Annotated in this window: 23 protein-coding genes and 1 CRISPR repeat array; of the genes, 14 read left to right on the top strand and 9 right to left on the bottom strand. The window is 55.7% G+C overall.

Annotated elements, in window-relative coordinates; all coding sequences use genetic code 11:
- Positions 1-38: 38 nt before the first annotated feature.
- Both ACZ5M3_RS03790 and serS read left to right on the top strand, forming a co-directional pair.
- A complete protein-coding gene (locus ACZ5M3_RS03790) occupies positions 39-1,241 on the top strand; it encodes a molybdenum cofactor synthesis domain-containing protein (protein ID WP_464840342.1) in 1,203 nt (400 codons plus the stop codon).
- A gap of 74 nt (positions 1,242-1,315) precedes the next feature.
- Complete coding sequence (serS, locus tag ACZ5M3_RS03785) at positions 1,316-2,683, top strand: serine--tRNA ligase (protein ID WP_464840341.1); 1,368 nt, start codon at positions 1,316-1,318, stop codon at positions 2,681-2,683.
- Between the two features lie 79 nt (positions 2,684-2,762).
- On the opposite strand, the gene ACZ5M3_RS03780 is transcribed toward serS, so the two are convergent.
- On the bottom strand, positions 2,763-3,467 hold the full coding sequence (locus tag ACZ5M3_RS03780) for a nucleotidyltransferase domain-containing protein (RefSeq protein WP_464840340.1): 705 nt from the start codon (positions 3,465-3,467) through the stop codon (positions 2,763-2,765).
- A gap of 81 nt (positions 3,468-3,548) precedes the next feature.
- On the opposite strand from ACZ5M3_RS03780, the gene ACZ5M3_RS03775 reads away from it, so the two are divergent.
- The gene (locus tag ACZ5M3_RS03775; RefSeq protein ID WP_297092748.1) at positions 3,549-3,977 is read left to right on the top strand and encodes a hypothetical protein; all 429 of its coding nucleotides are present in this window, start codon (positions 3,549-3,551) and stop codon (positions 3,975-3,977) included.
- 15 nt (positions 3,978-3,992) lie between these two features.
- Here the strand turns inward: ACZ5M3_RS03775 and ACZ5M3_RS03770 are convergent, their stop codons facing one another.
- The 7 genes from ACZ5M3_RS03770 to minD form a co-directional block, all read right to left on the bottom strand.
- Entirely contained in the window at positions 3,993-5,180 is a 1,188-nt protein-coding gene (locus tag ACZ5M3_RS03770; RefSeq protein ID WP_464840339.1) for a hypothetical protein, read from the bottom strand.
- 63 nt (positions 5,181-5,243) lie between these two features.
- The gene (locus tag ACZ5M3_RS03765) at positions 5,244-6,263 is read right to left on the bottom strand and encodes an L-threonylcarbamoyladenylate synthase (RefSeq protein WP_464840338.1); all 1,020 of its coding nucleotides are present in this window, start codon (positions 6,261-6,263) and stop codon (positions 5,244-5,246) included.
- 41 nt (positions 6,264-6,304) lie between these two features.
- A complete protein-coding gene (locus ACZ5M3_RS03760; protein ID WP_464840337.1) occupies positions 6,305-7,333 on the bottom strand; it encodes a glycosyltransferase family 4 protein in 1,029 nt (342 codons plus the stop codon).
- A 38-nt stretch (positions 7,334-7,371) separates the two neighbouring features.
- Positions 7,372-8,586 carry a cell wall-binding repeat-containing protein gene (locus tag ACZ5M3_RS03755; RefSeq protein WP_464840336.1) on the bottom strand — a complete coding sequence of 405 codons (1,215 nt, stop codon included), beginning with the start codon at positions 8,584-8,586 and terminating at the stop codon, positions 7,372-7,374.
- 143 nt (positions 8,587-8,729) lie between these two features.
- Positions 8,730-10,169 carry an asparagine synthase (glutamine-hydrolyzing) gene (gene asnB, locus ACZ5M3_RS03750; protein WP_464840335.1) on the bottom strand — a complete coding sequence of 480 codons (1,440 nt, stop codon included), beginning with the start codon at positions 10,167-10,169 and terminating at the stop codon, positions 8,730-8,732.
- A gap of 121 nt (positions 10,170-10,290) precedes the next feature.
- The gene (locus ACZ5M3_RS03745) at positions 10,291-11,034 is read right to left on the bottom strand and encodes an ATP/GTP-binding protein (RefSeq protein WP_464840334.1); all 744 of its coding nucleotides are present in this window, start codon (positions 11,032-11,034) and stop codon (positions 10,291-10,293) included.
- Positions 11,031-11,768: a cell division ATPase MinD gene (gene minD / locus ACZ5M3_RS03740; RefSeq protein WP_297092739.1), complete on the bottom strand. Its 738-nt coding sequence runs from the start codon at positions 11,766-11,768 to the stop codon at positions 11,031-11,033. Before minD ends, ACZ5M3_RS03745 begins: the two co-directional genes overlap by 4 nt.
- A gap of 109 nt (positions 11,769-11,877) precedes the next feature.
- Between minD and ACZ5M3_RS03735 the strand changes: the two genes are divergently transcribed.
- The 7 genes from ACZ5M3_RS03735 to ACZ5M3_RS03705 all read left to right on the top strand — a co-directional run bounded on the left by ACZ5M3_RS03735 (position 11,878) and on the right by ACZ5M3_RS03705 (position 15,505).
- Positions 11,878-13,686, top strand: a complete 1,809-nt coding sequence (locus ACZ5M3_RS03735; RefSeq protein WP_464840333.1) for a PINc/VapC family ATPase — start codon at positions 11,878-11,880, stop codon at positions 13,684-13,686.
- 46 nt (positions 13,687-13,732) lie between these two features.
- Positions 13,733-13,969, top strand: a complete 237-nt coding sequence (locus ACZ5M3_RS03730) for a hypothetical protein (protein WP_464840332.1) — start codon at positions 13,733-13,735, stop codon at positions 13,967-13,969.
- Complete coding sequence (locus ACZ5M3_RS03725; RefSeq protein ID WP_464840331.1) at positions 13,959-14,192, top strand: hypothetical protein; 234 nt, start codon at positions 13,959-13,961, stop codon at positions 14,190-14,192. The genes ACZ5M3_RS03730 and ACZ5M3_RS03725 overlap by 11 nt, the downstream gene beginning before the upstream one ends.
- Positions 14,185-14,409 (top strand): hypothetical protein, encoded by a 225-nt coding sequence (locus ACZ5M3_RS03720; protein WP_464840330.1) that lies wholly within the window; start codon positions 14,185-14,187, stop codon positions 14,407-14,409. The genes ACZ5M3_RS03725 and ACZ5M3_RS03720 overlap by 8 nt, the downstream gene beginning before the upstream one ends.
- A gap of 1 nt (position 14,410) precedes the next feature.
- A complete protein-coding gene (locus ACZ5M3_RS03715; protein WP_464840329.1) occupies positions 14,411-14,578 on the top strand; it encodes a hypothetical protein in 168 nt (55 codons plus the stop codon).
- 48 nt (positions 14,579-14,626) lie between these two features.
- Positions 14,627-14,821, top strand: a complete 195-nt coding sequence (locus ACZ5M3_RS03710) for a hypothetical protein (protein WP_464840328.1) — start codon at positions 14,627-14,629, stop codon at positions 14,819-14,821.
- Between the two features lie 117 nt (positions 14,822-14,938).
- Positions 14,939-15,505: a Maf-like protein gene (locus ACZ5M3_RS03705; RefSeq protein WP_464840327.1), complete on the top strand. Its 567-nt coding sequence runs from the start codon at positions 14,939-14,941 to the stop codon at positions 15,503-15,505.
- 456 nt (positions 15,506-15,961) lie between these two features.
- Positions 15,962-17,271: a CRISPR direct-repeat array (repeat unit 30 nt; unit sequence GTTGCAATAAGACTCTGGGAGAATTGAAAG).
- Positions 17,272-17,337: 66 nt separating this feature from the next.
- On the opposite strand, the gene ACZ5M3_RS03700 is transcribed toward ACZ5M3_RS03705, so the two are convergent.
- Positions 17,338-17,994 carry a PHP domain-containing protein gene (locus ACZ5M3_RS03700; protein ID WP_464840326.1) on the bottom strand — a complete coding sequence of 219 codons (657 nt, stop codon included), beginning with the start codon at positions 17,992-17,994 and terminating at the stop codon, positions 17,338-17,340.
- 120 nt (positions 17,995-18,114) lie between these two features.
- Here ACZ5M3_RS03700 and ACZ5M3_RS03695 point away from each other — a divergent pair, with 120 nt between their 5' ends.
- The 4 genes from ACZ5M3_RS03695 (at position 18,115) to ACZ5M3_RS03680 (ending at position 20,548) form a co-directional block, all read left to right on the top strand.
- Positions 18,115-18,546 carry a cobalamin B12-binding domain-containing protein gene (locus ACZ5M3_RS03695; RefSeq protein ID WP_464841085.1) on the top strand — a complete coding sequence of 144 codons (432 nt, stop codon included), beginning with the start codon at positions 18,115-18,117 and terminating at the stop codon, positions 18,544-18,546.
- Between the two features lie 47 nt (positions 18,547-18,593).
- Positions 18,594-19,553, top strand: coding sequence for a methylmalonyl Co-A mutase-associated GTPase MeaB (gene meaB, locus ACZ5M3_RS03690; protein ID WP_464841084.1), 960 nt, complete (start codon positions 18,594-18,596; stop codon positions 19,551-19,553).
- Complete coding sequence (gene mce, locus ACZ5M3_RS03685) at positions 19,550-19,951, top strand: methylmalonyl-CoA epimerase (protein ID WP_297091365.1); 402 nt, start codon at positions 19,550-19,552, stop codon at positions 19,949-19,951. The genes meaB and mce overlap by 4 nt, the downstream gene beginning before the upstream one ends.
- Positions 19,952-20,122: 171 nt before the next feature.
- Positions 20,123-20,548, top strand: a complete 426-nt coding sequence (locus ACZ5M3_RS03680; RefSeq protein ID WP_464840325.1) for a DUF835 domain-containing protein — start codon at positions 20,123-20,125, stop codon at positions 20,546-20,548.
- Positions 20,549-20,566 lie beyond the last annotated feature (18 nt).

Raw genomic sequence — 20,566 nt, 5'->3', positions numbered from 1 at the left:
TTTATAGATAACACCCCTTCTCTTCTTCAGGTGGTAGCATGGCGTTCCTTAAGGTTGTGCCGCTTGAGAAGGCGATCGAGGTCATCAGTTCGTTTCCGCTCGAACCGAAGGTCGAAAAAGTCCCCCTCGGCGAAGCCCTGAGCAGGGTTCTGGCCGAGGACGTGGTCTCTCCGATAGACGTTCCCCCCTTTGACAGGGCTACCGTCGACGGCTACGCCCTCAGGGCTGAAGATACGTTCATGGCCAGCGAGAGCGAGCCGGTGAGGCTCAAGGTCATCGGCGAGATAAACGCCGGTGATGCCCCGTCGATTGAACTTAAGCCCGGTGAAGCCGTGTACATCTCCACCGGTGCACCGCTGCCCGAGGGAGCAGACGCGGTCATACAGTTCGAGGACGTTGACCGGGAAAGGGATGAGGTCATCATATACAAGCCCGCCTATCCCTCCCTGGGCGTCATGAAAGCGGGAACTGACATACAAAAGGGCAAGCTCCTCCTTAAGAGGGGAGCCCGGCTCGGCTTCAAGGAGACCGCCCTCCTTTCGGCCGTTGGAATAGCGGAAGTTTCCGTTTTCAGGAAGCCAAAGGTGGCAGTCATAAGCACCGGAAACGAGATAATCCCCCCGGGTGAGGAACTCAGATACGGGCAGATATACGACATCAACGGGAGGGCGATAACGGACGCCGTTAGAGAGCTCGGCGGCGAGGTAATCTTTCTTGGCATAGCGAGGGACGACCGCGAGAGCCTCAGGGAGCTCATAGTTAGAGGCGTTGAATGCTGTGACATGGTCCTTCTCAGCGGTGGCGCAAGCGGTGGGATAAGGGATCTGACCAGCTCGATAATCGAGGAGCTCGGGGAGGTGAAAATCCACGGCATAGCGATCCAGCCGGGTAAGCCGACGATAATCGGCCTGATCAAAGGAAAGCCCGTCTTTGGGTTGCCCGGCTACCCGACCAGCTGTCTCACGAACTTCACCCTCCTCGTCGCACCGCTCCTTAGAAAGCTCCTCGGAAGGGAGAGCGAGGTCAGGAAGGTCAGGAAAAAGCTTGCTCACAAGGTCTTTTCCGTCAAGGGCAGACGTCAGTTCCTGCCGGTCAGGGTGGAGGGCGATAGGGCGGTGCCGATACTCAAGGGGAGCGGGGCAGTCACGAGCTTCATAGAGGCCGACGGCTTCATCGAGGTGCCGGAGAACGTGGAGATACTCCAGGCCGGCGAAGAGGTTGAGGTTACATTTTTCGGTTGAGTTCGTCGCCCCTCCAAATCCCCCATCAAAACCTTTTTTAAACTCCTTCACCTTCTTTCCCCAGGTGAAAGACTATGCTGGACATAAAGCTCATCCGTGAAAACCCCGACCTCGTCAAGGGCGACCTCATAAAGCGCGGCGAGCTTGAAAAGCTCAAGTGGATAGACGAGATCCTGGAGCTCGACAGGAAGTGGCGCGAGAACCTGAAGAGGATAAACGCCCTCAGGAAGGAGCGCAACCAGCTTGCCGTTCAGATAGGTAAGCGCAAGAAAGCCGGGGAGCCGATAGACGACCTCCTCGCGAGGAGCAATGAAATAGTGAAGCAGATCGAGGAGCTTGAGAAGGAAGTCGAGGAGCTCAGAAAGAGAATCGACTACTACCTCTGGCGCCTGCCAAACATAACCCACGAGAGCGTTCCGATTGGTAAAGACGACACCGAAAACGTCCCGATAAGGTTCTGGGGTAAGGCGAGAGTCTGGGAGGGCTTTCTTGAGACCTTCAAGGAGCAGAGCCTCGGGAAGATGGACTACGAGGTTCTTGACTGGAGGCCGAGGCTTCACGTTGATATGCTCGAGCTCCTCCGCGGTGCCGACCTTGAGAGGGCCGCCAAGGTCAGCGGTTCGAGATTCTACTACCTCATGAACGAACTGGTCATCCTCGACTTGGCGCTGCTCCGCTTCGCCCTCGACAAGCTCATCGAGAAGGGCTTCGTCCCGGTCATACCGCCCTACATGGTGCGCCGCTTTGTTGAGGAGGGCGTCACCAGCTTCGGCGACTTCGAGGACGTCATCTACAAGGTAGAGGGGGAAGACCTCTACCTCATCCCGACGGCCGAGCACCCGCTCGCTGGAATGCACGCCAACGAGATAATCGAAGGGAAAGACTTACCGCTGCTCTACGTCGGAATAAGCCCGTGCTTCAGGAAGGAGGCAGGGACTGCAGGAAAGGACACGAAGGGAATCTTCCGCGTCCACCAGTTCCACAAGGTCGAGCAGTTCGTCTATTCGAGGCCAGAGGAGAGCTGGGAGTGGCACGAGAAGCTCATAGCCAACGCCGAGGAGATATTCCAGGAGCTTGAGATTCCCTACAGGGTTGTCAACATATGCACCGGCGACCTCGGCTACGTTGCCGCCAAGAAGTACGACATCGAGGCCTGGATGGCCGGGCAGGGCAAGTTCAGGGAGGTCGTCAGTGCGAGCAACTGCACCGAGTGGCAGGCGAGGCGCTTGAACATCCGCTACCGCGACAAGACCCACGAGAAGCCGCGCTTCGTCCACACCCTCAACTCGACAGCGATAGCGACGTCGAGGGCGATAGTGGCGATACTTGAGAACTTCCAGACTGAGGAAGGCGTCGTAAAGCTCCCGAGGGCACTCTGGAAGTACACGGGCTTCAAGGAGATTCTGCCGGCCCACATGAAGGAGAGGTGCTGTCAGGACTGACTTCGGAAGGTTCCTCTTCTTCCCTCTTGTTCTGTGTGTTGTACGGTGATTTATAAAGGCCCGTTCTGCATACTGCCCGTTAAACCCCTCCCCTCTCCCTCACCTTTCTCCTGACGTTCGGGTCGCGGTCGGCTATAACCTTCAGGGCCTCCTCAAAGCTCATCCAGTCCGGAACCTCCTCGTTTATGTATATCCCGGTTCTCCCGATGCTGTCCCTCCTCCTCAGGACGTGGACGCGCTCCCTGACGATATCGATGCTCACCCCCAGGGTTTTCGCCACCTCGCTCTCCCTTCCGATCACTTCCCGCTCGATGTGCCCCTTCTCGGTGGGGACTATGAGTATCAGCTTCTTATTCACACCGGGGACGCGCTGCCGGGTCTTTACGCCCCATAGGTCTATGGTTCCGCCCCACCTGTAGAACTCAAGCTCCCTGTCCGTGGGGTCGATCAGCGGAAAGGTAACCGTCGTTTCCTCGTCTATCTCGATGACGCCCTTGATGAGGTGCCACGGGGTCGCCATGACTATCTCCCTCCTGCTCACCAGCCCCTCAAGGGCGAGCTCGATGAGGTAGCTTGACACCCTGTATGGGATGAAGATGTCTATATCGCTGTCCCGCCTGACGTCTCCCCTGGCAACGCTGCCGTAGAGCTGGGGGTCGAACTGCTCCAGCCTCTCCATAATCTCAAGCGCTTTCTCCCGCTTCTCCCACAGGTAGCGCCACCGCTTTGGAGGGTAGACGATTTCCCTCTCGTCCCAGACGCGGACAACTTTTTCCCTTGCCATCGAGCTAAACTTGACCGGAACGTTTAAAGTCCTACCGATAGCGTTTTATATAGCGGAAACCAGTTTTGGGTGGTGAAAGAGATGCCAGTGCTTGGATTCAACGTAACCAAGATAGAGCTTGAGAGGGTTACCCTCGCGGTGCCCCAGGGCCAGATAGAAGTCAGGCTCTCTCCCAAGGTCAAAGAGATGCGCCTCGGGGAGATACGCACTCCCACGGGGAAGATGAACGGGATAGAGATACTTTTCAGGTACGAGATTGATTACAACCCCAAGATCGCCCAGGGTGCGATCGAGGGAGTGATACTCTACATTCCCCCGCAGAAGGATAAAATGGACGAGATACTCAACGTGTGGGAAGAGGAGAAAAAGATAGACTCCCTGACCTTTGCCGAGGTCGTCAACTTCATAACCAAGGAAGTTTCGCCGATACTCATGCTTATGGCCAAGGAGATGCGCCTGCCCTACCACGTGCCGCTTCCGAGGGTTGAGGTCAAGCCCCAGCCCCAGTGATTCTTTCTATTTTGATTAATGGTATATTCCCTCGGCCCCGTGGATTTTATTCGCGGCCTCTTTGAGTCCCTCCCTGAGCATGGCGTTTTCTGCCAGCTCAAGTGCCCTCAGGTAGGCCTTCTTGCTGAAGTAGTACTCGACGGTCTCTATATCGGCAAGAACGTCCTCTGAGCCTGTGGTCGCGGCGTAGTGCTTGAGAATGGCAATGCGTATCCTGACGCGGAACTTCAGGTCGCTCTTGGTCTCCAGGACGCTCTTATACGCTTCCATGGCCTCGTTCAGCTTGCCCATTCCTATTAAGGCCTCCGTGAGCTCCGTCAGCTTCTCCGCGGCCATCTCATCGTCTCCCTGGGCACGGTACGAGCCAACTATCTGGTAGAGCATCCTCGCTGTGTTGAGGCCGATGAGTTTGGCCCTGCTGAAGTTCTTCGCGAGGAGGTATGCGTATTGGGCCCTTACAAGGCAGGTGGTGGTCCCGTCCAGGTCTCCCTGGGAGTAGGCTATCTTGCTGGCCTTCTCGAAGTTTTTGGCCGCGGTGTCCATCATCTCTATGAAGTGTATGTCGTAGCCGAATATGGCACGGATGAAGCTTGCAAGCCGGTAGAATGCTTCCGCGGCCCCGAGGGCATCGCCTTTCTCAAGCCTGCTCTCCGCGACCTGGCCGTAGAGGGTTATCAACGTCTCGGCGAGCCTCCTGTATGACTCGATATCGTCTATCATTTTGTAATAGCGGTAGGCTGACTCATACGCCCTTATCGCCATCGGAATGTCATCGTTGTCCTGATAGGAATCGCCGAGATCCTCATAAATGGCCGCGAATTCCTCGGCATACTTCATCAGGTTCTTTTCATCGTTAAGCGTCATGAAGATTTCAAGAACGTTCGAGCAGTATTCATCGAGGAGGTCGAGGTCAACCTCCGCCCGGGAGACCTCCCCCTCTATGAGGTCGATATACAGGTAGGCACTCTTGAGAAGGGATGGACGGGCCTTATCAATGGCGTTTGTTTTTTTGAGAAGGACGTATCCGAGATACTTATACAGTCTCGCCGCGTCCTCGGTTTTGCCTTCTCCCTCATAACCCTTTGCGGCGCGAAGGACCAATTTGAGGCCATCTTTGATTCTCCCTTCATTGAGCCTCTTGAAGGCGAGCTGTTCGAGCTCTTCTGGCCCTTCTAGTCCGATGTTCGCTGGCAAATTCCTCACCCCACATGATTCAAGTCCGGGCTTGTTGGCTAAAGTTAAGGACTCGGGATATTTAAGCGTTGTCTATGCCCAGACTATCCTGTACCCTGCTGCCTTTCTCAGTCTGTTCATGACTGCAAAGCCGAGACCCTTCTCTTCAACTCCCTCGGCGATTATGACGTCAACGCCCTTCTTGTCAAGCTCTCTGAGGGCCCTGAACAGGTTCCTCGCGACTTCCTCCTCAGTCTTCCCTAGATAGAAGAACTCATCGGCCGCGTACTCCTCGGTTGCCATGACCCCAACGCGGAAGCCCTTTGCCCGGTACTCCTCGACCAGCTCGGATATCTTCTTCCTCACGTTATCCCTCTTTCCCTCAACGACTATGACCTGGGCGTTGGGGGAGTAGTGCCTGTACTTCATGCCCGGGGAGCGGGCCACGTCCACGAGCTTGCCTCTGACTGCAGGGTGTATCTCGACCTCGCCGATGACCTTCTCCACCTCCTCGAGCGGCAGGCCGCCGGGCCTCAGCAGGGTCGGTCGCTCTGAGCTCAGGTCTATGACCGTGGACTCGACACCGATCTTCGTTTCACCCCCGTCGATTATGCACTCTATCCTTCCATAAAAATCGTCTATCACGTGCTCCGCCAGCGTTGGACTGGGCTTTCCGCTTATGTTCGCCGAAGGTGCCGCTATGGGGGTGCTGGCCTTTATCAGAGCGAGTGCTATCGGGTGAGCGGGCATCCTGACGGCAACGGTGTCGAGGCCGCCAGTGGTAGCGTAGGGAACTTCCTCCCTTTTGGGTAAGACCACCGTCAGAGGGCCGGGCCAGAACCTCTCGGCGAGGAGCCTTGCCTCCCTTGGGACGTCACTCGCAAGCTTCCTGAGGTCACCGGAGTCCGCTATGTGGACTATGAGCGGGTTGTCGGGGGGCCTGCCTTTTGCTTCGAATATCCTCCTAACAGCTTCCTCGTTGAGCGCATCGGCTCCGAGACCGTAGACTGTCTCGGTCGGAAACGCGACGAGCTTTCCCTCCAGTATGAACCTCGCGGCTATTCTTATCTTCTCCTTGTCAACTCCGTCCCGCATGTTGATTACTACCGTCATTCTCCCACCAAGGATTCCCCGAGAGAAGGCCGTTAAAAACGTTACCCAAGAACCTCCTCGTAGAGTTCCTCAACCTCGCGGGCCATCCTGCTCCAGGAGTATGCACTCGCGATTCTCCTTCCCACGTGGCCTGCTTTGGTGTTGAACTTGGGTTCGAGGAGCAGTTTCACGGCATCAACCAGCTCATCGAAGCTTCCGAACGTTAGACCGTTTTTAGCCTCCCGTATAAGCTCGGGGATGGCGCTGACACGCCTGCCGACCGCTGGAACGCCGAGGCTGTTGGCCTCAAGCACGACGAGTCCAAAGCCCTCCCGCTTGGAAGGCAGAACCAGCAACTTGCTCCTGGACAGTATGGCGTCCACGTCGTACCGGTAGCCTGTGAACTCGACATTCGGGGGTGCTGCTGCTTGGAGCTTTCCCCTCAGAGGCCCATCACCCACCACAAGGAACCTCTCCTCCGATAGAACCCGTGCCAGTTCTATGAAAGTCTCCGGACTCTTGTAGTCCCGGAGGGCACCGATGTATGTGATGTACTCCTTCCTTCCGTCGGTTTCCATGAGCGGTTTGACACCGTTGGGTATGACCCTCACCCTCCCCGCCCCGAGGGCCGCTGCCTTCTTGGCGAGCCAGTGGCTGACGGCTATAACCGCGTCGGCACTGGTCAGTGTTCTCTTCACGTAGAACCTGCCGAGGGCCAGTTTTGCCGTGTGCTCCAGGTCGCTCCCGTGCGCCGTTACGACGAGGGGAACCCCGGTTTTTTCCTTTGCAAGAACCCCTGCAAAGCTCGTCGTTCCAACAAAGTGGGCGTGAACAAGGTCAAACCCGAACTCTCTATGAAGCTGGACTATCTTCTTTGAACCAAGAAAAGCGAAGCTCGTCCCCCTGAACCCATAGACCGGAGGGACGCGAACCTGGTGGACGAGATCCCGCTCAAAGCTCCGCGGTTTAACGGGCCCGTATGTAAGAACATGAACCTCGTGCCCCTTCCTCAGCTCCCTCACGAGGCTGTCCAGGTGGTTCGCAACGCCCCCGCCGTGGGGTGGATAGTGCCCTACCATCAAAATCCTCATCGTGACCGGAGAAAATGGATAAGAGGCGTTAAAAAGGCTTATGGTCTTCCTCTGTCCCGTCCTCCCGGAATCCCTGGTGTTCTGGGCATTGTTCTCTTGGTCGTTAGCATCGCCATTTCATTTTTGATCTGGGGTATCAGGTCGTTGAGGAGGATGGAGTATTCGCCCCTGCTGAGGGCCTCCCTGGCCTGGGAGAGGAGGGACTCCAGCTCGCCCACATCGTAGCCCTTTCTTTTGAGGACCCTGACCATGACCTCCAGCTGGTGTATCTCAAGCTCCAGCTGCATCTTTACCGAGCCCTGGTACACGGTTCTCATCTCGCTGTATGCCCTGGATATGACGAAGTCGGCGTTGAAGCTGGCCACCATGGCGAGCTGGTATGCCCTGGAGTATTCCCCCGAATTGTAAGCGTCCCATGCAGCACTCAGGGCACTCTTTGCGCCTTCGAGCTTCTTCCTCGCGGCAGGTATCTGGAGTCCATCAAGGAGCTGTTCAGCGCGGCCGGTTTTGTTCTGGACGTTGATGAGAAGTGGATATACCTCGTCCCTCGTGGGGGATTGGGCAAGGCTTCCCTCCTCGTAGCCGGGGAAGTGGGACCTCATCCAGTTCTCCAGTTCTTTCCTGTTCAGGGGAAACATCGGCTCTTCCCTGCCGGAATAAGTGGCCGCGTACTTGACCTCCGTTATGCCGCTGAACCGTCTCAGTGCAGCTATCGTCAGGTTCTCCCTTCCCTCGTCAGTGAGGATCAGTATCGGCTTCCCCTTGAACTCGTACGGCCTCAGCTTCACGGCCTCAAGGTAGCCCTCTATCGCAAGGGCATCGCGGCCGTTGGCGATGACCGCGGTTTTTATCCCGTCAAAAACGTCCGGGAACTCGTCTTTGAGTGCCTGTATAACCACTAGGTTCGTCTCGTATCTGGTCTCACCGTACCAGCGCTCGTAGGGGATTCCAAATTCCTCCAGGTCTCCGGTGTATTCCTCGGGGACGGCGACAGGGCCGCCGATTATTATGACCCTGTCCGGGTCAATGCTGAGGATTTCGGCGCTCGCCGCGGGGTCATACGTCCCCCATGGGCTTACTATCAGCTGGGCTCCCAGGAGGTCGGCCACGTTCTGGGCTATGGCCATGTCTGCCTCGTTGTCGCTCACGAGGATGACCAGCCTCATATCCCCCACACCTGCGTGTCCGAGGGGAACCCCGCCGAGCATGAACATGAAACCGATGAGGATCACAAGCCCCCTTTTCCATATCACGCCTTTTCACCTGCTTCTATGTTGGGAAAAGCCTTATTTAAGCATTTTTCACGCAATCGTTTGCCCCCGTTTGATTTGGAGGGGAAGAAACGGTCAGAAAAGCTCCCCTCATGCCGGGAAGATTAACGGACGTTCAAAATCGTTTACTCACGTTTAAAGACCTCGTTAAAGACTCTTTGGGCGTACTCGCTCAGGGTGAGCCCTTCACCCCTCGCCAGCTTTTCGAGGAGCTTCTGGGCATGGCTTCCGTACTGGGCGGCTTTCTTTTCACGTCCTGCTATCTCCTTTGGAAGGCCGAATTCAACCGCCACTTTCCGCAGGATGGCCTTCCTCGTGCCCTTCTCGATCTTTGAGCCTATCGGCGTTCCCAGCGCAGCTGACACGACGGCCAGGTCGAGGAAGGGCACGCGCCCTTCGACCGAGTTGAGCATGGCTATCTTGTCGTCCCTTGCCAGGTTCTTCTCCCCCATCTCAAGGAGGTCCCTCTCCATCAGCGCGGGGTTAGTGAGGTACTTCGCGTAGCCCCCAAAGAGCTCATCCGCCCCCTGACCGCTCAGGAGAAGCCGGCACCCGTCTTCGCTTGCAAGCCTTGTGGAGAAATAAAGAGGGATGCCTATCGCGAGGTTCATCGGGTTAGAATCCTCTATGGCGAAGATTGTCCTTGGGACAGCATCGCGGACATCATCTATGTCGAAGACGTACTCCTTGAGCGGGAGCCCGAGGAGGTCGCTGGCCTTTCTCGCCCATTCCAGGTCGGGGCTGCCCTCGGCGCCTGCCGTATACAGAACGACGTCGGAGTAGCGAGACGCCAGCAGGGCTATCAACGAGCTGTCCAGGCCTCCGGAGAATAGAATGCCCGTTCTTTTTCCTGTCCTGACCCTGACCGCGTGCTCCAAAGCGTTCATGAGCGCGCGCTTTGCCCTCTCCGGCGTTAGGTTTCTCCTGAGTTCGGTGATTGTGAAGAGCCTTCTTCTCTCGGCGCCCCCACGCGAGATTATGACGAGTTCACCCGGCTCCACAGGTACGGCTTCCTCACCTATCGCCCATAGGACTTTCTTTTCCGAGGCGAAGAAGCCCTTTGGCGAATAGTAGAGCGGCCTAACGCCTATCGGGTCTCGGAAGAGGTATATCCTCTTCCCATCGCTGAAAGCCACCGCGTAGTCTCCTTCAAGCATCGTCATTGCCTTTCTTACGGCCCTCCACACGTTCACTCCCTTCTCAAGGAGGTGCTCGATGAGTCTCAGAATCACCTCGCTGTCAACGTCGGTCTCGAAGGGGACCCCCTTACCTTCGAGGTAGTTTCTCAGGTGGACGTGGTTGTATATCTCCCCGTTGTGGACTAAGGCTAGGTCGTTGTAGAAGGGCTGGGTGTAGTCGAGGGAGCCCGTCATTGCCAGCCTGCACTGGAGGAGGCCTATCTTTCCGTCGGGGATCTCTGAAAGGCGTGAAAAGTCATCGGATTTGAACACACCTCCATCGGTCCAGACACCGAAGGAGTCCTCTCCCCTATGCTTTCCCGCTATTATCATCCTCACGAACCTGTCCTTCAAACTCTCACCGATTCCTCCCGATATCAGGCACATGCTCCCACCGTAGGAACTTGGACATACGACACCAAAAGGCTTCTTCCTTATTCCTTGAAAGCGTTTTCATAACATTTACCCGAAACTGAAAGTCCGCCCAGAAATTGTTGGGGAGATTGAACTAGGTCAGGTCGCCGCAGGTGCAGTAGTGCTCGTAGGCGAGGGTCTCAAGGTCGTCAAAGCCCTCCCAGGTCTTGGCTGAGACGTAGAGAATCCTCGTGGGGGGTGCCAGCTCCGGAAGGGCCGAACACATCCTGTACGCCAGGAGCCCCTGCATTGAGGGTTCCAGCTTGAGCCTGGTGCTCAGATACTCCATGTCGTCAAGATAGCGCCGGTAGTCCTCAAGCCTCTCCACGGTGTCGATCTTGCTCATGGCCGGAACGGTTGTGGTTCCTAGGCGCAGTTCTATCATCAGGCCAAAGAATCGAACGAAGCAAAAATCCGCCGGTTTCCTCAGTATGTCCGGGCTGAAGAGATACACCGTGAGCGGTTCGGGGAGGTTCTCCATCAGCCTGACACCGAACTCGTGGAAGAGAAACGTCTCCATCTGGCCGGGGGTGTCGAGGAGAACGTAATCGCTCCCCTTCTCCAGCTCCAATATCCTGGAGACGTAGCTGGAGACACCCGGGAGAAGCCGGTCGTAGCTTTCCGCTATTGCCCCGTTGGGACCATATCCTTCCTCCATTATGTCCCAGGCGGTTACATCCTGCCTGACATCGACGTCGGGCTTGTAGGGCAGTCTCTTTACACCGGTATCGAGGTTCACATAGGCGACTGAATAGCCGTTTCCCTCAAGGTATCTTCCGAAGGAGGCTGTTAGGGTGGTCTTTCCGCTTCCTGCCGTTCCCACGAAGGTTATTATCATCTCATCACCCTGGCCTTGAGGCCAGATATTCTGGATATTCTCTCCGCCAGCTCCATGAAGGCCTTTGCACCCTCGGACTCAGGTTTGTACTCCACCACAGGGACGCCTTCGAGCGTCGCCTCCCTGACGGCCGGATCTTCCGGGATGACGGCAAGGAGGGGTATTTCCATGACCTCTTCGGCCACCTCCGGCGGGATTTCCGCCTCGCTCCTTCCCGAACGGTTGAGAACAAAGCCCAGAATCGCAAGACCCGCCCTTTTTAGAACCATTCCAACCTTCATAGTGTCGGTAACGCAGGAAATCTCGGGGTTTGTAACGAGAAGAACCTCCTCTCCGCTCAGCATTGCATTCATTGCGTCCATCTGAAGTCCCGCGGGGGAATCTATCACAACAAAATCGAACTTATCCTTCAGTTTTTTTATAGTCTCAGGGAGCTTTCTGGGGTCTGCCCTTATCACGTGCTCCCAGTCTATCGACGCGGGAACTAGGTGAACGTTCTCATAGGCGGTTGCGTATATGGCATCGCTTATTGTAGCCCTCCCGGCAAGGACATCGTGAAGGGTCGTGTATGCGTCATCTATCCCCATGACGAGGCTCAAGTTGGCCATGGTAAGGTCAGCGTCAACGGCACAAACGTGATAACCTATTTTCCCAAGGGCGATTGAGAGGTTAGCCGTCGTCGTGGTCTTTCCCGTGCCCCCCTTGCCGGAGGCTATGGAGATCAGCCTACCCATTGTCCCACCCATCTATTTTTCGGCTAAACCTTTATGAACCTTTAGTTATAGCACCCCTTGGAAGTAATGTAAACAACGGGAGAGTTTCGAATCTTCTGGGGTGAGAGATATGAGGATGTTTGTTGCTGATACGAGCGTGATCGTGGATGGCAGGCTTACCCAGTTCCTCGCGGGTATCGATGAGGACGTTAAGGTCATCATCCCTGAGGCCGTGGTTGCGGAGATAGAACACCAGGCCAACGAGGGGAAGGCGATAGGCCACGTGGGGCTTGAGGAGCTCAAAAAACTTCGGGAGATGGCCAACGAGGGCAGGATTATCCTGGAATTCCACGGAGAAAGGCCCGAGCTCTGGCAGATAAGGAGGGCCAAGTCCGGGGAGATAGACAACATGGTCAGAGAGATAGCCAGGGAGCTGGGCGCCACCCTGATAACCGGCGACGGGGTGCAGAGGGACATCGCGATAGCCAAAGGCATAGACGTAATTTACCTGACCGCCAGAAAGGAGGTCAAGCACCGCCTGGAGGACTTCTTCGACGAGACCACGATGAGCGTTCACCTGAAGGCCGGACTGATGCCCCTTGCGAAGAAGGGACGGCCCGGGGAGTGGAGGCTCGTTCCGGTTAGGGACGAGATCCTTACCGATGAAGAGCTGGAGGAGATAGCGGACGACATAGTCGAGAGGGCGAAGCGCGACCCCGAGAGCTTCATAGAGCTCGACGAGCCCGGGGCGACCGTTGTCCAGCTCAGGAACTACCGCATAGTCATAGCCAAACCGCCCTTCGCCGACAGGATAGAGATAACCGCCGTCAGGCCGGTCAAGAAGCTGAGCATTGAGGACTACGGGCTGAGCGAGAAGCTCATGGAGCGCCTCAGGGAGAAGGCCGAGGGGATACTCATAGCCGGAGCGCCCGGTGAAGGAAAGACGACCTTCGCCCAGGCTCTGGCCGAGTGGTACGCTGGCATGGGCAGGATAGTCAAGACCATGGAGAAGCCGCGCGACCTCCAGGTTGGGGAGGAGATAACGCAGTACACCGCTTTGAGCGGCAGGATGGAGAAGACCGGTGACATACTCCTCCTGGTTAGGCCGGACTACACGATATTCGACGAGATGAGGAAGACGAGCGACTTCAAGATATACGCCGACCTGAGGCTCGCGGGGGTGGGCATGGTCGGGGTTGTGCACGCCACCAAGCCCATCGATGCAGTCCAGCGCTTCATCGGCAGGGTCGAGCTCGGAATGATACCCCAGATAGTGGACACGGTAATCTTCATCAAGGCCGGCCGCGTTGCCAAGGTTCTGACGCTGGAGTACCTCGTCAAGGTGCCCAGCGGCATGAGGGAGGAGGATCTGGCCAGGCCGGTGATAGAGGTCCGCGACTTCGAGACCGGCGAGCTGGAGTACGAGATATACACCTACGGCGAGGAGATAAGCGTCGTCCCGGTCAAGAAGGAGGAAAAAGCCCCGGCCTTAAGGCTCGCTGAGAAGAGGCTAAAGCAGGAGATAAAGAAGTTCCTGCCGGATGTTTACACCGAGGTCGAGATAGTCAGCCCGCACAAGGCGATAATCTACGCCGACGAGTTTGACATCCCGGCGATAATCGGCAAGAAGGGCAAGCGCATCACCGAGCTGGAGAAGAGGATAGGCATAAGCATCGATGTCAAGAGCTTCACGGAGAGGGAGGCCGAGCGGCCGAAGGAGAGGATACCCGTCGAGATAGAGGAGAAGAAGAAAACGATAGTGCTCAGGGTTTCTCCGGATTACGCAAAGAGGCCGCTGAAGTTCTACGGGGGCGAGCAGTACGTCTTTACGGCCACTCCAAGCAAGAAGGGCCTCGTCAAGGTCAGCAAGAGCACGCCCATAGGGAAAGAACTGAAAAGGCTCATCGAGGCGGGCATTCCAATCTGGGCGACCGCCTGAGAAAACCTTTTATAGTTTGCTTTCTTCTTTTTTATGGTGGTAAGGAGTGGGACTCGCTGACGTGCTGGCCATCCTCGGGGCGATCTTTTTCATACTCCTGATATTCATGCCTTTCATCCCCGGCGGTCCCAGCCTGATGCTGCTGTTCCTTGGACTCCTGCCCCTGGCCCTGCTCGTCGTTCTTATCGTCAAGATGTGGGAGCTCAGCAGTGAAGTCAGAAGCATTAAGGAGGAGCTAAAGGCGCTCCGGGACGAAAGGGAGGGCACGAAAGATGGGGAGTGAGCATGACACCCTTGAGGCCGTTGGGGCGGTCGTGACTGGAGCTGGGTTGGTGATGCTGTTTATAGCCGGGGAAGCCGGGCTGTTCTTTGGCCCGCTGCTCCTTGTGCTGGGGCTCATCATCTGGAAGATGGGCGAGATGAGGAGGGAGTTCAGCGAAGAGCTCGAATCTCTGAGGCGGGAAATAGAGGGCCTCAAAGCCTATGGAGGCACCGCCGATGGCTGACGTCTCCGTCAGGGGGTTCGCAATAATCGTCCTCTCGGTACTCACTGTGGTGCGTCCGGAGGGATGGTTCTCTGCCCTCATGACCGCCATCCTGTTCGCCGTGGTCGGCTGGACGGTTATCGTAATAGCGAGTGAAATCGATGCGCTACGGTCAGAGATATGGAAGCTTCAACATGAGATAAGGGCACTCAGGAAAGAGCTCGGGACGGTGGAGTGAGATGAAGCTCATGAGGGACCTCTCAGCTCTCTTTGCACTGCTCGTATCCATCTCAGTCCTCCTGAGGGCTCAGCCCAAGAGCAGAGGTTCGGCGGATTTCTATCTCGGCATTGCTTTTTTGTCCTGGCCTTTCTGCTCCTTACCATCTGGCGGGAGCTGGAGCGCCTGAAGGACAGAATCCTCGAACTGGAATTCGCCCTCGGCGAGTCTCAGGGAGATGAGGACGATGGCGGGGATATGGCAGGATAAGGTCTTCTGGGCCACCCTCGGAGCCGCTTTGAGCCTTTATACCTACGGCATATTAGTGGAACCCGGCACCCTGGCGCTGGTCATTGGGGGCGTTTTCTGGGCTGCTGCATTCCTGTACCTCCTGTGGGGGAGCTTCAGGAGAGGGATTCAGAAAATCCTCTGAGGTGCGGGGTAAAGGCTCAGCTGCGAGGGTACTCATCACCCATCAGCTAGCGAAATTGTCTTCATCGCCGGAGTTTGTTCTCGCAAGGTTTTTTAACCCTTTTCGGGAGGGACTACCATGCTGGTTCTGGCATCGGCGAGTCCCAGGAGGCGTGAGATACTCGCAAAGTTCATCCGCGGCTTCCGGGTGGTGCCCAGCACCGCCGAGGAAGAGTGTGGGCTGGAGAACCCCACGGAATACGCCGTCGAGCTGGCCAGGAGAAAGGCGTGGGAGGTGTACGAGCGTCTCGGGGCGGGTGTTACTGTGGTCGGCGCCGATACGGTGGTCAGTATAGATGGTCACATCCTCGGCAAGCCCAGGGACGAGGAAGACGCCTTCAGGATGCTGAAGCTCCTCAGCGGAAGGGTTCACAGGGTCACGACTGGCTACTGCATCGTCCACCGCGGCGAGGAGCACCCCGGGGCGGTCGTGACGGAGGTAAAGTTCAGGGAGCTCGACGATGAGCTGATCCGGGCCTACATCAGAACCGGCGAGCCCATGGACAAGGCGGGTGCCTACGGCATACAGGGGAAGGCCGGCCTCTTCGTCGAGTGGATACGGGGAGACTACTACAACGTCGTCGGCTTCCCTCTGGAGATAGTCTGGAAGCTGAGGGAGCTGGGCTTTAGCATTCTACCGCGTTAACTCCGCGCGTTTTTCAAATTCTCCCGCTGGACATCTCTGCGTGGAATCTGGGGGTTCCTTAACCCTCCGGAAGTCTTTAGTCACCTCCTGTTATCATCCCACTAAATGTTACAATAAACGTATAATCTTGTAACGAAATTTTTTCGAATTATTGAAATCAAGCTGGAATGGGCCGGAAGGACACCTTCTCCTCGCGGACATCGTTTTATTTTGGATCTTCGGGCGCCCTGACAGTTCTCGCGGGGATTAAACCCCTGTCAATTCCCGGAAAGTTGCGTGATCTTTTCTGCCCACCGGCTGGGGAACCCTCAGCGCGCCCGGAGTTCTGTAATTTTGGCGTAAACATCGTCAAAACAGGGTCTTCAGAAGGCACAAAAGACACCCCTCCGAGGAAAGGCTTATAAGATTGAAGCCCGTCAAATCCTCTGTTAGGCTAAGGAAGGGAAAAACCCGCCTGTTGCAATAAGACTCTGGGAGAATTGAAAGTCAACCCGGGGAGGCCGGGCGTCCTGGGTTACGTGAGAGTTGCAATAAGACTCTGGGAGAATTGAAAGGGGAACGGAGGCCCGTTTAAACCGGACGCAGATGAAGGTTGCAATAAGACTCTGGGAGAATTGAAAGGCTTTGGGAAGGGAGACATTGACGTTTACCTCGTGAGTTGCAATAAGACTCTGGGAGAATTGAAAGCCTGTTACTTCGTTTACGGGACTTATATTTTTCAGGCGGTTGCAATAAGACTCTGGGAGAATTGAAAGACAAGTTTACTACGTGAGGAAAAAGCTCGCTCCTTGGGGTTGCAATAAGACTCTGGGAGAATTGAAAGGCGACCTCCACATATAGCCGGTTCGCCACCATTTCGCCGGTTGCAATAAGACTCTGGGAGAATTGAAAGCCTTCTTTACTCCCTTGCCGGCGCCGTGGCGGGCGAGTTGCAATAAGACTCTGGGAGAATTGAAAGCGACGGAACACAGATAGGGAACTACACGGTCGTTGGGTTGCAATAAGACTCTGGGAGAATTGAAAGTCCCTTTTCAGAACATGCGCCAGCTCTTTCGGACTGGGTTGCAATAAGACTCTGGGAGAATTGAAAGTGGAGGTGTTGAGGTTGAGGGCGGAAGTTGTGAACGGGTTGCAATAAGACTCTGGGAGAATTGAAAGCTGAACGGGAGGATAAGGAAGTGTGTTGAGTATAAGAACGTTGCAATAAGACTCTGGGAGAATTGAAAGTTAACAGCGGCGAGATAAAGATAACTGAGTATTCTATCGTTGCAATAAGACTCTGGGAGAATTGAAAGCCACCCCGCTATCACTTGTATGCTATAAAGAAGTCGTGTTGCAATAAGACTCTGGGAGAATTGAAAGGTCGCCAAACACGGTTTACGTTATGGCGACGATAAACGTTGCAATAAGACTCTGGGAGAATTGAAAGAAAGTACATCCTCGTGACGGGCTTCATCATAATGTTTGTTGCAATAAGACTCTGGGAGAATTGAAAGGTTTCGCGTAGACCGGCCCATTCCCAAACACCCCCTCACTGTTGCAATAAGACTCTGGGAGAATTGAAAGACCTCGAGGAGGCCCTCAGGAGGATCGACTATGTAGAGTTGCAATAAGACTCTGGGAGAATTGAAAGCAGACTTCCGGGTTGTCATTCAGTTCATAGACCCCGAGTTGCAATAAGACTCTGGGAGAATTGAAAGACATCTATGTCATCGACCTCCCATCCCAGTTTCTTGGTTGCAATAAGACTCTGGGAGAATTGAAAGTTGCACAGTTGTATGCGGCCTGTATAGACACTCCAAAGTTGCAATAAGACTTCAGAGAAAAATGGCCTATAAAAACTCTCCAAACAGCAGGTCTTCCTTTCTTCCGCCGGCCTTTTTGAAGACCCTCTCGCTCCATCCAACGTTACCTATTCCCCTCGGCCAGTGGGCGTCGCTTGAAAAGACGAGCTTTATGCCTCGTTTTACGCACTCCCTCACAAAGTCCATCCCCGGGACCTTGTAGCGGGAGCTTATCTCGAAGGCCTTCCCCCTCTCCTCGGCCAGCTCAAGGACCTCTCCAAGGCTCTCCTCGCTTGGATACCCGATGTATCTGAAGCTGGCCCCGAAGTGGCCGATTATGTCCACGTTCTCGTCGAGGAGGGCGAGTTTAACCAGCTCGACGTACTCCTCGGGGTCATCGAGCCAGAGGTGAACGCTGGCTATCACGTAGTCCACACTTTTCCTCATGCCTCCGGCGACGTCAACGCCGCTGTGGGTTATATTGGCCTCAATGCCCGCCATGAGAACAACATCGGCCTCGTTTTTCCACCGCTCGATATCCCTCACGTAACGGTTGAAGGCCTTTCCGGTGAGGTAGTGGCTGTGGTCTGTTATCCCGAGGAGCTTCAGCCCCTTCTCCTCGGCGGCAGCAACGTTGTCGCCCACACTCCCGGTGCCGTCCGAGTAGGCGGTGTGGGTGTGGACGTCGTGGGGGAACTCGGGCATGTTAGGGACTTCTCGGGGGGATTAAAAAGCCTTCTGGACAAAATATCCAAAGTAAAGCCCAACCTTGAGTTTTGACAACCTTTAAATACCGTCCGGAACAAAACTCACCCGGTGGTGAAAATGGTCGAGCGCTCCAAGGTTAGGGTTCTCGTTGCAAAGCCGGGACTTGACGGTCACGACAGGGGAGCCAAGGTCGTTGCGAGGGCCCTGCGTGACGCTGGTTTTGAGGTCATATACACTGGCATAAGGCAGACCCCGGAGCAGATTGTGGAGAGCGTCATCCAGGAGGACGTTGACGTCCTTGGAATAAGCATCCTCTCCGGCGCACACATGGTTCTGATCCCCAAGATCCTGAGGCTCCTTGGGGAGCGCGGTATAAAGCCCAACGAGGACGTCCTCGTCATAGCCGGCGGAATAATCCCGCCCGACGATGCCGAGCAGCTTGAGAAGAGCGGCGTTGCCAAGGTCTTCGGTCCGGGAAGTCCGATCGGCGACATAATAAGCTTCATAGATGAGAACGTTCCGAGGCTCAGGAAGTTCAGGTCGGCATGACCCAACCTTTATAATTTCTTCCTGGATAATTTGTCCGAGTGGTGACGATGATAGACGACCTTATAGAACGCATGCTCCAGGGAGACAGGCGCGCCACGGCGAGGCTCATAACCCTCGTCGAGAACGATGAGGAAAAGGCGAGGGAGATAATACGCAGGATCTATCCCCACACGGGAAACGCCTACGTCGTCGGCATAACCGGGCCGCCGGGGGCTGGAAAATCGACCCTTCTCGACAAGCTCATCAGGGTCGTTCGTGAGGAGGGAAAGGTCGTCGGCGTGATAGCCATAGACCCCACCTCGCCGTTTACGGGCGGAGCGTTGCTCGGCGACAGGATAAGGATGCAGAGGCATTCCACCGACCCCGGTGTTTTCATCAGGAGCATGGCGACCAGGGGCTCCCTCGGCGGACTCGCCAAGGCCACGAACGATGCCATAAAGGTTCTCGATGCCTACGGCTGTGACGTCATCTTCGTTGAGACCGTCGGCGTCGGTCAGATCGAGATTGACATCGTTAAGACGGCCGATACCGTGGTTCTCGTAACCGTGCCCGGCCTGGGGGATGACGTGCAGGCGATAAAGGCCGGGCTGATGGAGATAGCGGACGTGTTCGTAATCAACAAGGCCGACAAGGAAGGGGCGGACGCAACGTACTTTGAGCTCAACCTCATGCTCGACCTTGAGAAGGAGCGCTGGGAGAGGCGCGGCTGGAGGCCGCCGATAGTTGAGACCGTGGCAACCACCATGAGGGGGATCAGAGAGCTCTGGGCGGCCGTAAAGGAGCACCACGAGTTTCTTGAGCGCAGCGGTGAGATAGAGCGGAAGAGGAAGTTCCGGGCCGAGGAGGAGGTCAAGACGATAGTCTCGGGCAGGATAGCCAAGGCAATAAGTGAGAGGCTCGATGAGGAAGAGGTGGCGGCCCTGATAGAGAAGATCGTGAGGAGGGAGATGGACCCTTACTCTGCCGCGGATCTTGTACTTGAAAAAGCCCTGGGGGTGAAGGTATGATAAAGAAGATAGACCACGTTGGTATAGCCGTTAAAAACCTCGACGAGGCCATCAAGGTCTGGGAAGGCCTCGGCCTCAAGGTCGAGGAGATCGAAGAGGTGCCCGACCAGAAGGTAAGGACCGCGATAATCCACGTCGGCGAGAGCAGGATAGAGCTCCTCGAAGGAACCTCCGAGGACTCACCGATAGCCAAGTTCATCGCCAAGCGCGGTGAGGGCATACACCACATAGCCCTCGGCGTTGATAACATCGAGGAGCACCTTGAGAAGCTCAAGGCTGAGGGATACAGGCTCATTGATGAGAAGCCCCGCATCGGCGCCGGTGGTGCGAAGATAGCGTTCGTTCACCCAAAGGCGGTAACGGGTGTGCTTCTCGAACTCTGTGAAAGGGAAAAGTGATGCCTGAAGCGTCTATTTTGGATGTGTGGTCCCGTTTTTTCTCTTTAACTCGATGGTCTGGGCATCTGTGTATTTAGTCACACACAGTAACATTTATAAGAACATTAACAAACTTACTGCGGCTGTAATGCCATGACCTTATGAGTCAAGTAATATGAGAAGTGATGACTTATGATGTTTAGGGGGTGGCCCCGAAGGAGGGGGTCACGGATTGTTGATTACCGCCGTCTCAACGATGTCCTCACCAGAAATCCGCACAGGGGGAAAATACTGATAACCAGGAGGCCTCCCTTTGAGGTCAAAGCCCCCAACGTCCACCATGTGTGGGTTACAAAAGTTTCCCATCCGGCGGCAGTTCCCCCCTCCAGACTCCACGTCATCGAGCAGATTGTGTGGGACCGTCTGGAGAACAACAAATCCGACGTCGTTTTGGATGCTGTTGAGTACCTGATGATAGAGAACGGTGTCGAACCCACGCTCCGGTTTGTGAGTAAGATACGGGACATGGCCGTTATGCAGAACTCGGACTTTTACGTTACGGTTAGCGACGGCATAGACAGCAAGGTGCTCAACATCCTGCGCAGAATCGTCGAGTGAGCCGCCGCAGGTAAAGTT

This window comes from Thermococcus coalescens (assembly GCF_055392585.1).
Note: the sequence above shows the minus strand (reverse complement) of the source record. Positions and strands in the feature narration are given on the sequence as shown.

Coding starts and splice junctions, on each gene's coding strand:
- ACZ5M3_RS03745 (WP_464840334.1), bottom strand. CDS start 11,034: ATGATAATAACCTTCGTGGGAACGGCAGGAAGCGGAAAGACCACCCTA.
- ACZ5M3_RS03715 (WP_464840329.1), top strand. CDS start 14,411: ATGAAGCTCATGAGGGACCTCTCAGCTCTCTTTGCACTGCTCGTATCC.
- asnB (WP_464840335.1), bottom strand. CDS start 10,169: ATGTGCCTGATATCGGGAGGAATCGGTGAGAGTTTGAAGGACAGGTTC.
- ACZ5M3_RS03710 (WP_464840328.1), top strand. CDS start 14,627: ATGAGGACGATGGCGGGGATATGGCAGGATAAGGTCTTCTGGGCCACC.
- ACZ5M3_RS03695 (WP_464841085.1), top strand. CDS start 18,115: ATGGTCGAGCGCTCCAAGGTTAGGGTTCTCGTTGCAAAGCCGGGACTT.
- ACZ5M3_RS03705 (WP_464840327.1), top strand. CDS start 14,939: ATGCTGGTTCTGGCATCGGCGAGTCCCAGGAGGCGTGAGATACTCGCA.
- ACZ5M3_RS03735 (WP_464840333.1), top strand. CDS start 11,878: ATGAGGATGTTTGTTGCTGATACGAGCGTGATCGTGGATGGCAGGCTT.
- ACZ5M3_RS03775 (WP_297092748.1), top strand. CDS start 3,549: ATGCCAGTGCTTGGATTCAACGTAACCAAGATAGAGCTTGAGAGGGTT.
- meaB (WP_464841084.1), top strand. CDS start 18,594: ATGATAGACGACCTTATAGAACGCATGCTCCAGGGAGACAGGCGCGCC.
- serS (WP_464840341.1), top strand. CDS start 1,316: ATGCTGGACATAAAGCTCATCCGTGAAAACCCCGACCTCGTCAAGGGC.
- ACZ5M3_RS03780 (WP_464840340.1), bottom strand. CDS start 3,467: ATGGCAAGGGAAAAAGTTGTCCGCGTCTGGGACGAGAGGGAAATCGTC.
- minD (WP_297092739.1), bottom strand. CDS start 11,768: ATGGGTAGGCTGATCTCCATAGCCTCCGGCAAGGGGGGCACGGGAAAG.
- ACZ5M3_RS03790 (WP_464840342.1), top strand. CDS start 39: ATGGCGTTCCTTAAGGTTGTGCCGCTTGAGAAGGCGATCGAGGTCATC.
- ACZ5M3_RS03700 (WP_464840326.1), bottom strand. CDS start 17,994: ATGCCCGAGTTCCCCCACGACGTCCACACCCACACCGCCTACTCGGAC.
- ACZ5M3_RS03760 (WP_464840337.1), bottom strand. CDS start 7,333: ATGAGGATTTTGATGGTAGGGCACTATCCACCCCACGGCGGGGGCGTT.
- ACZ5M3_RS03680 (WP_464840325.1), top strand. CDS start 20,123: ATGATGTTTAGGGGGTGGCCCCGAAGGAGGGGGTCACGGATTGTTGAT.
- ACZ5M3_RS03765 (WP_464840338.1), bottom strand. CDS start 6,263: ATGACGGTAGTAATCAACATGCGGGACGGAGTTGACAAGGAGAAGATA.
- ACZ5M3_RS03720 (WP_464840330.1), top strand. CDS start 14,185: ATGGCTGACGTCTCCGTCAGGGGGTTCGCAATAATCGTCCTCTCGGTA.
- mce (WP_297091365.1), top strand. CDS start 19,550: ATGATAAAGAAGATAGACCACGTTGGTATAGCCGTTAAAAACCTCGAC.
- ACZ5M3_RS03725 (WP_464840331.1), top strand. CDS start 13,959: ATGGGGAGTGAGCATGACACCCTTGAGGCCGTTGGGGCGGTCGTGACT.